This window comes from Phenylobacterium sp., assembly GCF_030681155.1.
Lineage (GTDB): Bacteria > Pseudomonadota > Alphaproteobacteria > Caulobacterales > Caulobacteraceae > Phenylobacterium.
The window spans coordinates 14,999-30,000 of record NZ_JAUXXE010000013.1 but is presented as its reverse complement, the minus strand read 5'-3'; the positions used below and the strand labels follow the sequence as shown (position 1 = coordinate 30,000).

8 protein-coding genes and 1 tRNA gene are annotated in these 15,002 nt (G+C 64.8%); 3 read left to right on the top strand and 6 right to left on the bottom strand.

Annotated elements, in window-relative coordinates; all coding sequences use genetic code 11:
* Positions 1-209 precede the first annotated feature (209 nt).
* Positions 210-2,024: a tRNA (5-methylaminomethyl-2-thiouridine)(34)-methyltransferase MnmD gene (mnmD, locus tag Q8M13_RS02320; RefSeq protein ID WP_305298005.1), complete on the top strand. Its 1,815-nt coding sequence runs from the start codon at positions 210-212 to the stop codon at positions 2,022-2,024.
* 18 nt (positions 2,025-2,042) lie between these two features.
* Positions 2,043-2,441, top strand: a complete 399-nt coding sequence (locus Q8M13_RS02315) for a DUF6491 family protein (protein ID WP_305298004.1) — start codon at positions 2,043-2,045, stop codon at positions 2,439-2,441.
* Positions 2,442-2,538: 97 nt separating this feature from the next.
* Here Q8M13_RS02315 and Q8M13_RS02310 read toward each other — a convergent pair whose 3' ends face one another.
* The 3 genes from Q8M13_RS02310 to Q8M13_RS02300 all read right to left on the bottom strand — a co-directional run bounded on the left by Q8M13_RS02310 (position 2,539) and on the right by Q8M13_RS02300 (position 12,709).
* Complete coding sequence (locus Q8M13_RS02310; RefSeq protein ID WP_305298003.1) at positions 2,539-5,706, bottom strand: TonB-dependent receptor; 3,168 nt, start codon at positions 5,704-5,706, stop codon at positions 2,539-2,541.
* Positions 5,707-6,174: 468 nt separating this feature from the next.
* Complete coding sequence (locus Q8M13_RS02305; protein WP_305298002.1) at positions 6,175-9,315, bottom strand: TonB-dependent receptor domain-containing protein; 3,141 nt, start codon at positions 9,313-9,315, stop codon at positions 6,175-6,177.
* Between the two features lie 499 nt (positions 9,316-9,814).
* Complete coding sequence (locus tag Q8M13_RS02300; RefSeq protein ID WP_305298001.1) at positions 9,815-12,709, bottom strand: TonB-dependent siderophore receptor; 2,895 nt, start codon at positions 12,707-12,709, stop codon at positions 9,815-9,817.
* Positions 12,710-13,252: 543 nt separating this feature from the next.
* Here Q8M13_RS02300 and Q8M13_RS02295 point away from each other — a divergent pair.
* Entirely contained in the window at positions 13,253-13,513 is a 261-nt protein-coding gene (locus Q8M13_RS02295; protein WP_305298000.1) for a hypothetical protein, read from the top strand.
* A 52-nt stretch (positions 13,514-13,565) separates the two neighbouring features.
* Here Q8M13_RS02295 and Q8M13_RS02290 read toward each other — a convergent pair whose 3' ends face one another.
* The 3 genes from Q8M13_RS02290 to cpdR form a co-directional block, all read right to left on the bottom strand.
* Entirely contained in the window at positions 13,566-14,309 is a 744-nt protein-coding gene (locus Q8M13_RS02290; RefSeq protein ID WP_305297999.1) for a class I SAM-dependent methyltransferase, read from the bottom strand.
* 138 nt (positions 14,310-14,447) lie between these two features.
* A tRNA-Val gene (locus Q8M13_RS02285) sits at positions 14,448-14,522 on the bottom strand.
* 115 nt (positions 14,523-14,637) lie between these two features.
* Positions 14,638-14,997 (bottom strand): cell cycle two-component system response regulator CpdR, encoded by a 360-nt coding sequence (gene cpdR / locus Q8M13_RS02280; protein ID WP_305297998.1) that lies wholly within the window; start codon positions 14,995-14,997, stop codon positions 14,638-14,640.
* Positions 14,998-15,002: the final 5 nt, after the last annotated feature.

The following is a 15,002-nucleotide window of genomic DNA, read 5'->3' as shown; positions in this document are numbered from 1 at the left end:
GCCGACGCCTCGAAGGCCGCTGGCGACGCCGCTGCCGCCGCTCCGGCCGCCGCTGCCGACGCTGCTGCCGCCGCCGCTGCTCCGGCCGCTCCGGCCGACGCCGCCGCTGCTCCGGCCACGAAGTAAGTCTTTCGAACGCATTCTTGCGTTCGGTAGCGAAGGGCCGTCCCTCGGGGCGGCCCTTTTCGTTTGCGCGCTATAACGCCTAGATGAGCGCCGAATCTCCCCTCACCTGGACGCCCGACGGGCAGCCCCGCTCCCGCCTCTATGGCGACGTCTACTTCTCCGCCGAGGATGGGCTGGCCGAGACCCGCGCGGTCTTCCTTGAGGGCTGCGGCATGCCGGGCGCCTGGCAAGGCCGCTCGGCCTTCTGCGTCGGAGAGCTCGGCTTCGGCACCGGTCTCAATATCCTAGCCCTGCTCGATCTTTGGCGGCGCACGTCTGCGCCCGGCGCGCACCTTCACATCTTCAGCATCGAAGCTCACCCGATCACCGCCGCCGAGGCGGACCGGGCTCTGGCTCATTGGCCCGAACTGAAGGATCTCGCCGACCTGCTCGCCGCGCGGTGGCCGGGTCAGGCCAAGGGGTTCCACCGCGTCGACTTCCCGGAGGCTCGCGCCACCCTCGACCTGGCGGTGATGGACGTCGAAAGCGCGCTCGCCGCCTGGAGCGGTTGGGCCGACGCCTGGTTCCTCGACGGCTTTTCGCCGGCGCTCAACCCCGACATGTGGCGCGAAGAGATCATGGCCTTGGTCGCCGCCCGCTCGGCCCCCGGCGCACGCGCGGCGACCTTCACCGTGGCCGGAGCCGTGCGACGCGGTCTCGCCGCCGCGGGCTTCGAGGTCGAAAAGATGCCCGGCTTCGGTCGCAAGCGCCAACGGCTGGAGGCCAGGCTGGCCGGCGCAACTCCAACCGACCGCCCAATGCCCCGCGTCGCGGTGATCGGCGCCGGCATCGCCGGAGCCTCGGCCGCGCGCGCCCTGCGCGCCCTTGGCTGCGAGCCCGCCGTGCTGGACGCCGGGGGCGCGGGATCCGGCGCCTCTGGAAATCCGGCCGCCCTGGTCACCCCGCGCCTGGACGCCGGCCTCGGCCCTGTCGCCCAACTGGGGGCCCAGGCCTTCGCGCGCGCGGTCGATCTCTACCGGGCAGAACCCGCATCGATCATCTCCAGCGGCGTGATCCAGCTGACCGCCTCGGAAAAGGACGAAGCGCGTTTCGCCAAGATCGCCGCCTCCGACATCTTCGAACCCAGAGCCCTTGAGCCCCTGGACGCAGGCCAGGCGACCGCGCGACTGGGCGAGGCCGCGCCTTCCGCCCTCGACCTCATCCCCGCGCTGGTCATCGAGCCCCAGGCGATACTGCCCCGTTGGGCGGGACCGATCACCAGCGCCAAGGTCGCGGCGATCAATCGCGAAGATGACGCCTGGGCGCTGCGAGATCTCGGGGGCGAGCTGATCGCGACCGTCGACGCTGTGGTCCTGGCCGCCGGCCCCGCCAGCGCCGCGCTCTGGCCGCCTCTCGAACTCGGCGCGGTTCGCGGCCAGGCCAGTTGGATCAAGGGGGTGTCGATAGCCCAGGCCGTCGCCTGGGGCGGCTATGCGATCCCTACCCGTGACGGCGTGCTGTTCGGGGCCACCCACGACCGTGACGACACCGGAGACGAGGTGCGCGAGGCCGATCACGTGAGGAACCGCGCGACCTTGGCCGCCGCCCTGCCCGGCCTGGCGGGGAAGCTGGCGGCCGCGCCACTGGAGGGCCGCGCCTCCGTTCGCGCCACGACCACTGATCGCCTGCCCACCGCCGGCGCGGCTGAGAACGCGCCCGGCCTCTATCTCCTCACCGGCTTCGGCTCGCGGGGATTTTCGCTCGCCCCGCTGCTAGCCGAGCATGTTGCGGCTCTCGTGCTAGGCGCGCCTTCGCCGCTGCCTGGAGCGGTCGCAGAGGTCGTAGTCCCGGCCCGATTCCGCTTGCGAGCCGAGCGACGGGGTCGCACCGTCACCTTGGACGAGAACCAAAAGCCATAACTCGCCAAGGGAGTTGATATGACAACGGCTTCAGTTTGGGCCGCTGCGAGCGCCGCCCTGCTTCTGGTCGGCGCATGCGCCAGCAACGATACCGACAGCCCGCGCGCCTCGAACCCCAATCGCCAGTGCTTCTTCGCCAACAGCGCCCGCGGCTTCACCGTGGTCGACACCCAGACGGTCCATGTCCGGGTGGGGGCGCGCGACATCTACCGGCTCGACCTGATGGGAACCTGCCCGGACATCAATTGGAACAACCAGATCGCGCTGGTTTCGCGCGGCAGCTCGTCGATCTGCACCGGCACGGGCGCCACCGTCGTCACCCGCGGCCCGACCGGGCAGCAGCGATGCCCCGTGCGGATGGTGACAAAGCTGAGCGCCGAGGAAGTCGAGGCGCTGCGCCCCCGCGACCGGCCCTGAACCGCAAATAGATCGGGCGTCGCCCTGACGGACGACGCCCTTTTAGCCTGACCGTTCGGAGCGCCAAGCGACACTCCGAACGGGACAGTCTTGCGACCTAGAAACGCTTCCTGAGCGACATCGAATAGACGCGGCCCAGCGGGTTTCCGCTGCCCGGATCGTAGTTGTACTGGGTGCCCAGGGCGAACGGCGGGTCCTCGTCGAAGATGTTCTGGACCGTCAGGGTCGCCGTCGTCTCCCAAGGTAGTTCGACCCGATAGGTCAGGTCGTGCTGCCAGTATTCCGGGATCTTGATCGAGGTCTTCAGCGCCGCGGCCAATGCGATGGAGTTGGTTTCCACCTGGGTGGTCGAGGACACGTGGCGGACCTGCCAGCGGACGTTGTGGATGCCACCGGACCAGTTCATGAACGCGTTGGCGCGCAGCCTGTTGTAACCGGTGAACAGGGAGGCCCGGTAGGTGCCCGCCCGTTCCTGCACACCCGCCGCGTTCGATGGGAAGCCCTCGATCGTGTAGGGCGCCTCGTCGTATTTCAGCAGATAGGTGCCGTCGAAGCCGGCGGTCAGGTCGCCGCCCCACAGTTCGGCCACGTCCATATTGGCCTGGAAGTCGACGCCTGAAGTCTTCACCCGGCCACCGTTGATGTACTGGGTGCGGTACGACAGGATGTTGGCGCGTCCACAGGCTCCGGAGAAGGTGAACCGCGCCTGGACATCGGCGTAGGCCGCCTGGCCGCAATTGCCGGTCGCCGAACCGCCGGGGAACATGACGTTAAGTAGGTCGGCGGTGGCTTCCGAGGTCAGCGCGTCCTCGAAGTCGAAGTTCCAGTAGTCGATCGTCGCGCGGAACCGGGAGAAGTCGACCGCCGCCCCGACGTTGTAGGTCAGCGCCGTTTCAGCCTCCAGGTCCGGGTTCCCGAACAGGTCGTTGGCCCGGTAGGTGCCGTTGGCGTTGGTCAGGCCACGCGTGAAGTTGGTCGTGGTGATGGTCGCGGCCGGGGCCCGATAGGTGGTGCTGACCGAGCTGCGCAGGGCTAGCCAGTCCAGAGCCTGCCAACGGATCGAGGCCTTGGGATTGAAGGTCTCGCCTTGGCTTTCGTAGTACTCGTAGCGGCCGGCGACGGTCAGCTGCAGGTCCTCTGTGATCGGGAACAGCATCTCGCCGAAGACCGAGCTGATCTTCCGGTTCACGTCATAGGGCCGCAGGTTGGCGTTGAACAGGAAAGGTCCGTTGGCCGTAGTCGGGCAGAACGGCGCGCCGTCCCCAAACGGCGGGGAGTCGACGCAGGGCGTGGCGTTGGCGTCGTAGAGGACGTCCGGGTCCTGAATGGTCCGGTCGTAGCGGAATTGCCCGCCCGCCGCCCAGGCGATTGCGCCACCGCCCAGTTCCCAAGGCAGTTCACCGTTCATCACCGCGTCGGCGACGAACAGCTCTGAAGATATCTCGTTGTACTGCTTCGCGCTCATCCAGGAGACGACGTCGGCGCGGGCGGCCGCCGCATCATTGAAGCCGGGAATGGCGCTGTTCGCGATATGGAACGGGTTGGGTCCGACCTGGGCCAGGCTCTCGTCGAAGGCGTTTGTGAAGGGGTTGAAGTAGAAGCAACCCATCGCCGCATTGCCGGCGTTGGCGGTGAAGTTCGCCGTCTCGGCCGCGGTGCACTGATCGGGCGCCCCGTCGCGGCTGGCGAAGCCACGAAGCCCCAGCTGCAACCGGTTAACCGCCAAGTCTTCGAGACTATAGTTGTAGTCCTGCTTCTGGTAGGTCAGCGCGACATCGAACCCTATGCCGTTGTCGAACTTGCCCGTGAAGCCGCCCGACACCCGCGCGGTGTCCACCTTGTAGGTGTAGTGCGCGTGCTCATCGTCCGTGGATGGATTGCCGCCGAAGCCGATCGGACGCCAGATGCTTTGGCTGGCCGCCACGCCGTTCGCCAATGCGCTGGCTACGCCGGCCCGCGCCGTGGCCAGGCCGGCGGCGCAGGACGCCGCGTTTACCCCATAGGGTAGAACCGGGCCGCTGCAGCTCGCCGAATTGATCTGACCGATCAGCGCCACAAGGCCGGGGTTGGTGTTTGGAATGTAGAAGCGCGACTGCTCGCCGGTGCCCGTGGCCGGAATCGGCGAGACCCCGCCGCCGGGCGAGGCGCCCGAGGCGAGCTGAGGGGCCGGGAACTGGTTCGGCCCGGTCACCGCCCAGCTCTGCAGGGGGGTTTCGTGCATCGCGTACAGCACTTCGATATTGGCGCGGATGTTGTCCGTCACATCGAAGTTGAACTTGCCGTAGGCTTGGTAGTGATGCTCGTCCTCAACCAGATTGTCGAAACTCGTGTACTGGAAATTACAGACATTGCTGTCGGGCACCACGGCTCGGGCGCCGATCAAGGTGGTCAGGCTGTACGGCGCGCCGCCATTGGCCGCGCAACCGATGTCCGGGAGGGTCCCGGCGAAAGTAGCTGAGGTGAAGCCGGTGTTCGGCGATCCGATGGGCGCGGTCGCCGCGTAGTTGTAGCCGCCTGGGTTGCCGGTGCCTGCCCAGCCGCCCAGCGGGTTCTCCAGGAAGCCCTCGGGTCCGGTGCGGATCGCCCAATCGCGTTCGAAGATCGACATCTCCGAGCGCCGCCGATAGCCCAGGGTGATCAAGGCGTCGGCCCGTTCCCACTTGTGTCCCCACGCCAGCGAGGCTTCGTAGTCGCCGTTCGAACCTTCGATCGCCTGGTACTGACCCGTCAGTTCGAAGCCTTCGAGGTCGGTCCGGGTGATGAAGTTGACCACCCCGCCGATGGCGTCGGAGCCGTAGGTCGCGGCCGCGCCGTCCTTCAGCACCTCGACCCGCCCGATGGCGGCGGTGGGCAACAGGTTGATGTCGACCGAGTTCAGACCCTGGGGCGACACCGGCACCCGCCGGCCGTTGAACAGCACCAGGGTTCGCGCCCCGGTCACCGCCGAGTTCAGGCTGCGCAGGTTGACGGTCGCCGCGCCTGAGCCGGAACCGAAGCGGTTGTTCTCACCGATCACGGCGCCCGATGACGGGATCGTCTTGATGAACTGCACCATGGTTGGCGAACCACGGGCCTCAAGCTCCTTCGAACTGATCACGTCCACGGGCAGAGCGGCGTCTTCAGGCGTGCCGGCGATGAATGAGCCGGTGACGATGACCTCTTCTACCGTGGATGGGCCGCTAGATTGGGCGGCGGCGCTGGTGGCGCTAATTGCCATGGCGACGGCCAGAATCGAGCCGCCGCAGAAATATCTGCTCTTCAACATTGGTTTCCTTCCCCCTCGGGAGCCGCCCGCATCTGACCGCGCGAGCTTCTCGTCTCCTGAGCTGAAAGATCATCCAACAGCGATATGCCGGACGCTAGATACTTTTCAGCGATGCAACATATCGGTGTTGTCGGAAACAAAAACACCCAACGGTCAAGGTGATCGCCGATTACAAAACATTGTTCGGATTGATCTTAATGGCGATTAGACCTGGAAAACCGAGGCTCAGCCAAGGTTTCAGCTCAGAAGCCTTCCTATCGACCTGGGGTCCGCAGGGGCGTTAGCCGAGGGCCTTGTGGGACGCTTTTCAGCCCGATGAGAGCTCACCTAGCGGAAGCTTAGCGGCCAAGTGTTGCACGAAAGCCGCGCTCGAACCGGGGCGACAGCGATCTGACGCCCCATACCCCCAATAAGAAACGCCGCCCTCTCTCGAGGACGGCGCTCCGATATCATCGGTCTTGAAGAAACCTAGAAGCGCTTCTTCAGGGCGACCGCATAAACCCGGCCCAGCGGATTGGCGCTGGAGGGGTCGTAGTTGTACTGCGTGCCGATCGCGAACGGCGGATCCTCGTCGAACAGGTTCTGGATGCTGAGCGTGGCCGTCGTGTCCCAAGGCAGCTCGGCCCGGTACGTCAGGTCATGTTGCCAGTATTCCGGGATCTTGGTCGTTCCCTTGGTCGCCAGGGCCAGACCGATGGAGTTGGTCTCGATCTGGGTGACAGAGCTGGTGTGGCGGACCTGCCAGCGAAGGTTGTGGATGCCGCTCGACCAGTTGACGAAGGCGTTTGCGCGCAGCTTGTTGTAGCCCGTGAAGATCGAGGCGCGGTACGTGCCGGCTCGCTTCTGGGTTCCAGCCGCCGGCGCGGAGATGCCTTCGATTTGATAGGGATCTTCGTCGTAGTTCAGCAGGTAGGTGCCATCGACGCCGGTGGTCATTTGACCGCCGAGCACTTCACCAACATCCACGTTGAACTGGAAGTCGACGCCCGACGTCTTCACCCGGCCGCCGTTGATGTACTGGGTCCGATAGGACTGCACATTCGCCCGGCCGCAGCCGGCGGTGGTGAAGGTGAAGCGGCTTTGCAGCGCGGCATAGGCCGGATTGGCGCAGTTGGTCGCCGCGCCGCCCGGGAACATGGCCGCGAGCATGTCGGTCGCCGATTCCAGAACCAGTTGGTCCTCGAAGTCGAAGTTCCAGTAGTCCACCGTGGCGCGGAAGACGCCGATCTTGGCCATGGCCCCGACGCTGTAGGTGAACGCGGTTTCCGGATCGAGGTCCGGGTTGCCGTACTGGTCGTTAGCGCGCCACGTGCCGTTCGCGTTGGTCAGGCCACGCGTGAAGTTCGACGTGGTGATGACCGCCGAAGGCGCCCGGTAGGTCGTGCCGACTGAACCGCGCAAGGCCAGCCAGTCCATCGCTTGCCAGCGGACCGAAGCCTTCGGGTTGAAGGTCTCGCCCGTGGACGCCGAATACTCGTACCGGCCCGCCAGGGTCAGTTCGAGGTCATCGGTGATGGGCAGCAGGGTTTCGGCGAACAGCGAGCCGATTTCACGCGACACGTCGTATTGCGCCAGGTTGGCGTTGAACAGGAACGGCCCGGTCGGAACGAGGCAGAACGGCTGGCCGTCGCCAAACGGCGGCGAGTCCACGCAAGGCGTGGCGTCGACGTCGTGCATGCTGTCCGGGTTTTGCGAGACACGGTCATAGCGATACTGACCGCCGGCCGCCCAGCGGATCGCCCCGCCGCCCAGTTCGATAGGCAGCTCGCCGTTTGTGACCAGATCGGCGACGAACATGCGGGTCGAGGTCTTGTTCACCAGCCGTTCGTCCATCCAGTCGACGACCGCGGCGCGGTTGGCGGCCGCGTCGTTGAAGCCGGGGATGTCGCTGCTGCCGATGTAGAAGGGGTTGGCCGGAACGTTCGACAGGCTTTGGGCCATGCCGTTGGTGAACGGGTTGAAGTAGAAGCACCCGATGTTCGCGTTGCCCGCGTTGGTCGTGAAGTTCGCGGTTTCCGCGGCGGTGCATTGGTCCGCCGAACCAGCGCGGCTGGCGAAACCACGCAGGCCTTGCTGCAAGCGGTTGACCGAGATGTCTTCCTGAACCCGCGTGTAGTCCTGCTGCTGATAGGTCAGCGCCAGATCCCAGCCGATACCGTTGTCCATCTCGCCCTTGAAGCCGCCGGCGACACGGAAGGTGTCGACCTTGTAGCTGTAGTGGGCGTGCTTATCCTCGGTGTACGGGTTGCCGGCGAAGCCGATCGGACGCCACGAGGTCTGGCTGGTCGCCACACCGTTGGCCGCCGCGCTGGCGAGGCCCTGGCGAGCCTGGGCCAGACCGGTGGCGCAGGACGCCGCATCAACGCCGTAGGGCAGGACTGTGCCGTTGCAGTTGGCGCTGCTGATCTGGCTGATCAGCGCCTGCAGGCCGGGGTTGCTGCTCGGGATATAGAAGCGGCCCTGGTCAGACGGCGGGTTGGCTGGGATTGGCGAAGTGCCGCCGGCCAGCAACGGCGTCGGGAACTGGTTCGGCCCGGTGATCGCCCAGCTTTGGTTGGGCGTATCGTGCATGGCGTAAAGCACTTCGACATTGGCCGAGAGCTTCTCGGTGATGTCGAAGTTGAACTTCCCGTACGCCTGGAAGTGCTCTTCCTCTTCAATGAGGTTGTCGAACACCGTGTACTGGAACTGGCAGGAGTTCGCGTCGGGGACGATCGACCGCAGGCCGATCACGGTGCTGATATTGTAGGGCGCGCCGCCATTGGCCGCGCAGCCGATGTCCGGCAGGCCGCCCGTGAAGCTGGCCGAGGTGAAGCCGGTGTTCGGAGATCCGACCGGCGCGGTCGTGGCGTAGTTATACTGCCCCGGGTTGCCGGTGCTGGCCCAGCCGCCCAGCGGGTTTTCCTTGAAGCCGTCGACGCCGGTGCGCAGCGCCCAGTCACGTTCCTGGATCGCCAGCGGCGAGCGATGGCGATAGCCGATGGTGACGAGCGCGTCGGCATTGTCCCACTTCTTGCCCCAGGCGAGGCTGCCTTCGTAGTCGCCGTCCGAACCGGAGATGGCCTGATACTGGCCTGTGACCTCGAAGCCATCGAGGTCGGTGCGGGTGATGAAGTTGACCACGCCGCCGATGGCGTCGGAGCCATAGGTCGCCGCCGCGCCGTCCTTCAGCACCTCGACCCGGCCGATCGCCGCGGTTGGCAGCAGGTTGATATCGACCGAGTTCAGGCTTTGGGGTGACACAGGCACCCGGCGGCCGTTGAACAGCACCAAGGTGCGCGACCCGGTCGAAGGCGAGTTCAGATTGCGAAGGTTGATCGTCGCCGCGCCCGATCCCGAGCCGAAGCGGTTGTTCTCGCCGATGACCGCGCCCGACGACGGGATTGTCTTGATGAACTGCACCATGGTCGGCGAACCACGGGCCTCAAGCTCCTTAGAGCTGATGACGTCCACGGGCAGCGCGGCGTCTTCAGGTGTGCCGGCGATGAATGAGCCGGTAATCACCACCTCTTCGACCGTAGTCTCCTGGGCGGCGGCGAAACCCGACACCCCGAACGCCAGAGCGACGGCCAAAATTGACCCACCGCAGAAATAACTGCTCTTCAACATAGATGTTTCCTTTCCCCCTCGAACCGGCGTCACGATTGAAATGTGGCGCTTGTCTTTGTTCGAGTATGGCGATCATCCGTGGAGTTCGCCCCAAGGGCCAGAGCGATGTTTCTTGAGTTGCAATCTTGAAATACTCGGTCTTGAAGCATATATTTTTGACGTATCAGACAAATATGTACGAATGCAGCGTACCGCCCCGAGGATAAATCGGCAGGATTGTCAGAAGAAAAACTAACCTGTTGCTTTTAGTGCAATTTTCAATCGAACCACTCAACCGAACGTAGTTCGGATCATGCCCCTCGTTCGAAAACTTGGAGACTTGAGTCGAGGCCGCCCAAACGCGCCGAATGTGGCACTGTGGCGCCCAAGCCGCGCCCATGAAAAAAGGCGCCGCAGGGGAAACCCTGAGGCGCCTTCAAGGCGAGACCCGGCCCATGGCGGGCGGGAATTGGCCGCCCGATTCTAGCCGGGCGGCCTGTCCGATCTATGCCGGCAAGACTTAGAAGTGCTTGCGGATCCCAAGCTTGTAGCTGCGGCCGTAGACGTTCCCGATGAAGGGGTCGTAGCTCAGCTCCAGGCGCGCGGCCGACGGGTCGCGGTCGAACACGTTGAACACCGAGGCGGTGAGCGTCGTGTCCCACGGCAGTTCGACCCGATAGGTCAAATCCATCGAATAGTAGTCGTCCACCTTCTGGCCGAACGTGATCGGGACCAGCACGCCGGTGGCGTTTTGGATGCTGATCGGCGCACGGTTGTCGATGGCCCCGTCGACGAAGGTCATGTCGGCGCGGATGTTGTGGATGCCCTTCCCGAACTCGGCATAGGCGTTGGCGCGCCAATCGGAGATCGTTCCCGGCAGGCGGTCGTAGTTGGTGAAGCCCTTGGCCTCGTAGGCGGGGCTGACCATCACGCCGTTGAAGGTGAACTCCTCGAACTTGTACTGCAGGTAGTAGCTGGCGGCGACGCCGACCGAGGCCGTTCCGCCCCAAACGTCGTTGGCGCGATAATCCAGCGAGAAGTCGATGCCGGACGCCTTGATCTCCGGGCCGTTGGTCAGCTCGGACCGGACCCGGGCGATGTCGTTGCCGACGGTCACGCCCTGGGTGCAGCTGTTGTTGTTGTTGAAGGTGATCAGGCCCCGCAGCGGATTGGCGCAGTTTACAAACTGCGTGCCGTTGCCGACGCCGGCCACCGAGGTGGCGATGACGTTTGCCGGGACGTTGACGATCTGGTCTTCGATCTTGAAGTTCCAGTAGTCGATAATCGCCCGGAACCCGTTCCGCTCGTAGATGGCGCCGATATTATAGGTGAACGCCTTCTCCGGACCGATCGACGGATTGCCGGGGAAGTCGACGGACTTGAAGTTGTTGCCCGCCGCGATGATCCCAGACAGACCCGTGACCTGGTTGGTGGAACGGTTGGTTGGGGTCGGTCCACGGAAGGTGGTGCCGACCGAACCGCGCAGGGCGAAGTCCTCGAACACCTGCCACTTCAGAGCCAGCTTCGGGTTGGTCGTCGAGCCCGTCTCCCCGCCGTAGTCCTCGTAGCGGATCGCCAACTGGGCGTTGATGTTGTCGGTGATCGGCAGGCTGGCTTCGGCGAACAGGGCGTAGATCGAGTCATCCAGCTGCGACGGCGTGCTCTGGCCCAGGAAGATATAGGGGCCGGTCTGCACGGCGCAGTTCTGCTGGCCAGGGACCGGGCACGGATTGATCCGGCGGTCCTGGAAGGCGCTGCCCAGGGTGGTCTGCAGTTCGCTGCGGCGATATTGCGCGCCGGCGGCCCAGCCGATGTCACCGCCCGGGAGCGTCCAGGGCAGCTTGCCGTTGATGACCGCATCGACCACCAGCAGGCTCTGGGTGTTCTGCGTGCGTTGGGGGTCGAACAGGTAGCGGACCAGCTCCGGATTGTTGGCGTTCGCCGACACGTAGCCCGGATTGGTCAGGCCCAGAGCCGGGTTGCCGGAATAGCCGTTCGAGAACGGGTTGAAGTACTGGCAACCGTTCTGGCCCGGCGTCGTACCGGTGCAGTTGAAGCCGCCAAAGCCGTTCAAGGCGCGCTGCAGGCGATCGATCAGGATGTCGGTGGTGGTCTGGTCGCTGGTGGCGTCCGAGTAAGTGACCGCCGTATCCCAGCCGATGCCGCCGATCTCGCCGCTCAGCGAGGCCGACACCCGGTAGATGTCATAGGTGCGGCTGCCGACCTGGCCGCCATAGTTCTCGGCCGGGTTACCGCCCGCGCCCAAGGCCCGGAACAGGGTCAGGGAGACGTTGTTGGTCGCCCCGATCACGCCAGGCGACAGGCCCGCCTGCTGCAAAGCCGTCAGCACGCCAGGGTTTGTAACCGGCGCAGTAAAGACGCCGACGCTGCCCGGACCGTTCGGACCCGAGGTCGGCGGATAGGACGGGGAGAACAGAATGTTCGGAATGTCGGTCTTGGCGTAGAGGCCCTCGACGTGCAGCCGCAGATTGTCGGCGAAGTCCATATTGGCTTCGGCGTAGATCTGGAACCGGTCCTCATCCTCGATGAGGTTGTCGAAAGGCACATAGGTGAAGTAGCAGGCCGGCGTGGTGCCGCTGAGCCCGGCGAAACCACCGACGGCCGAGCAGTTGGCGTCGCGCTGGACGCCCGCCGTGGGGGTGAGCCCGTTGCGCGGCAGGAACGACGGCGGCTGACCCAGCACCGAATAGCCCGACGGGTTGGTTAGATAGGGCTGGTTGGCCCAGTCGCGCTCGGTCGTCCGCAACTCCGAGCGGTGCTGGTAGCCGGCGCTGAGCAGGATGTTGCCGTTCTCGCCGACCCAGCCGTAGACCGCGCTGGCGCTATAGTCGCCGTCCGAGCCGTCGACGAACCGGTAGTCCGCCGCCACGTCCAGGCCTTCGAAGTTCTTGCGGGTGATAAAGTTGACCACCCCGGCGATCGCGTCCGAGCCATAGGTCGCCGCCGCCCCGTCCTTCAGCACCTCGACGCGGCCGATGGCGGCCGCAGGCATCAGGTTGGTATCGACGCCCCCGCTGCCCGCGCCAGGCGAGGCGGTGGTGCGACGGCCATTCAAGAGGACCAGGGTCCGCAGGCTGCCCAGCCCGCGCAGGTTGATCGTACCGGCGCCGACCTGGCCCTGGGCCGTGGTCGAGAACTGGTTGGAGTCGCCCAGGACCGGCCCGCTGATCGGCAGCGATTTGATAAGGTCGATGGTGGTTGGCGAACCGCGCTTCGAGAGCTCTTCAGCACCGATGACATCGACCGGCAGAGCGGCGTCTTCTGGCGTGCCACGGATGAACGACCCGGTGACGACCACCTCTTCGACGGTGGCCTGTTGGGCCATGGCGTGACCGCCCATGGCCATAGCGACAGCCATGATCGAGCCGCTGTAGAAATACCTACTCTTCAACATTTCTTCCTCCCCCTCGCCGGACGCCGTTATCGATCTGACGCGATGGTCGTCCGTGGGTGAAGGGATGAAACGCTTGTTTAGAGGGAGGACGCTAGGTCAATCTTGCAAGTCCGCAACAATCCATTCGAACTGCGTTCAAATCGCAACACCGTTATGCGTAAAGCATTTTTGACTTGGATGCGGAAAGTTGGCCCGGATCTCCGGCCGCGACAGTGTCGTGTGAGGCGACGCGCCCCGCCCCGAGGAGCACCAGCGCAACGAGACGCCAAGTGCTGGCCTGCCCCTAAGACAGCAGACTTAAAAGACGTTCAGCAACACGCCTGAAAACATACCGACAATTGTAAACAATTTCCCGACACCATCGAATTGCGCCTTAACAGTCCCGATTAGACAATGAGGTATTATATTCTCATCTTCTATAGAATATTGCCGATATGAAGAACAATATCACACATTTAATCCTAGAATAACGGATCCTACCACCTGACGGAAATTATCGTCACCCTGCTTGCAACCTTACAACCGCGCAAGTGGAGCATTAAAATGAAACTATTCGGTACGATTTCCTGCGCGATCGTCTTGGCAGGCGCCGCATCATCCGCCTTCGCGTCTGCTGTTCTTGGATCCGACATCACCGAGGGCCAGAACCTGGGCGTCGACGTCCACTACCGCTTCGGCGCCGCGTCCAGCGGTACGGGCTCGTTCGCCGGTTCCTTCTGGAACATCGCCGGCCAGGGCGCCGTCTATCAACTCTGCGCCGAACTGCTCGACCACGACGCCGTGGCTCCCCCTCCTATTCGGTGACCGAAGGCCTGACCTTGTTCGGCGCCGCCTCGGACGCCCGCCTAGCGGTCAGTCAGGCCTTCACCGCCTGGACCAGGAAGCGCGAATAGGTGAACCGCAACGGCTCACCAGCCTGAAGTTGGCGATGCAACGACTCCAGCACGCCGCGGTGGCGCTCGACGTCGAAGTCCTCGATCACCCAGGGAATGGCTTTCAGGAAGTAGACCAGGGCTCCGACGTCGAGAAACGTCACCGAGCCCCGCCAGTCCTCGCGCTTGAGGATCTCGCAGCCGAGGGCCGTGAGATCGGCGCAGACCCGCTCCAGAGTATTGTCTGGATAGGCCAGCCGCCCGCCAAACGCGGCGACCAAGTCGGCCAGATTGTCGCCGCCGACCTGCTGAGTCAGGAACACCCCTCCGGGCTGCAGTATCCGGTGCATCTCGGCGGCACGAAACCCGCCGTGGCGGTTCAGCACCAGGTCGAACGTGCGATCCTCGAACGGCATGCCCGATCGCGTATTGCCCTGAAACACCTCGACGCCCAGCGGCCCCAAACGGCGCCGCGCCACGTCGAGATTCGGAACGTAACCCTCGACCGCCCGCGCCAGCCCCGGGAACGGGGCCAGGGACGCGAAGATCTCACCGCCTCCCGTCGCCACATCCAGAATGTCCTGCGCGCCAGCGACCGCCGCCTTCGCCAGGTGGAGGTAGGACCAGGGCGGTTCGCCCTCGATCATTCGCCCGGCCAGGTAGGAGAAGTCCCACCCCTCGAAGGGCGCCGCAGCGTCGCGGGTCCACTGGTCCATCAATTGGGTCATGCAACGATAGTGCTGGGAGGCTTGACCGCGCGCAACGGGCGCAAAGCGGCGTCAGTCATGGGCCGCGCCGGCCGCTCGGCTCACCGAAACGCCAAGTCTGCTTCGGTTTGGCCGATCAAATTCTGGGAAGAAAAGGAATGGTGGACGTGACAGGGATTGAACCTGTGACCCCCTCGATGTCAACGAGGTGCTCTCCCGCTGAGCTACACGTCCGAACCAGTCGGGCCCCCTTTCGGGGACGGGAGGCGGCGGTATAACGGCGAGGGCTCCCTCGCGCAAGCGTCGCAAAACAAAATGTGACGCACCGCCTGTGAATGTTTTGGCGCGGCTAGGCCGCAGCCATCATCCGCTCCACCTCGGTGACGATTTCCCGCAGGTGAATCGGCTTGGACAGCACCTTGGCGCCCGGAGGCGCCGACTCTCCGGCCGCCAGGGCGACCGCGGCGAAACCGGTGATGAACATGATGCGCAGGCCCGGATGACGCGCCGCGGCCAGACGAGCGACCTCGATGCCGTCCATGCCCGGCATGACGATGTCGGTCAGCAGCAGGTCCCATTGCTGGTCGAGAACGGCGACAGCCTCCTCGCCATCAGCGCAGGAGGTCACCTCATAGCCGGCGCGCTGCAGGGCGCGGCTCAGGAAGCCGCGCAAAGAGTCGTCGTCTTCGGCGAGGAGAATTCGGGGCATGGGCG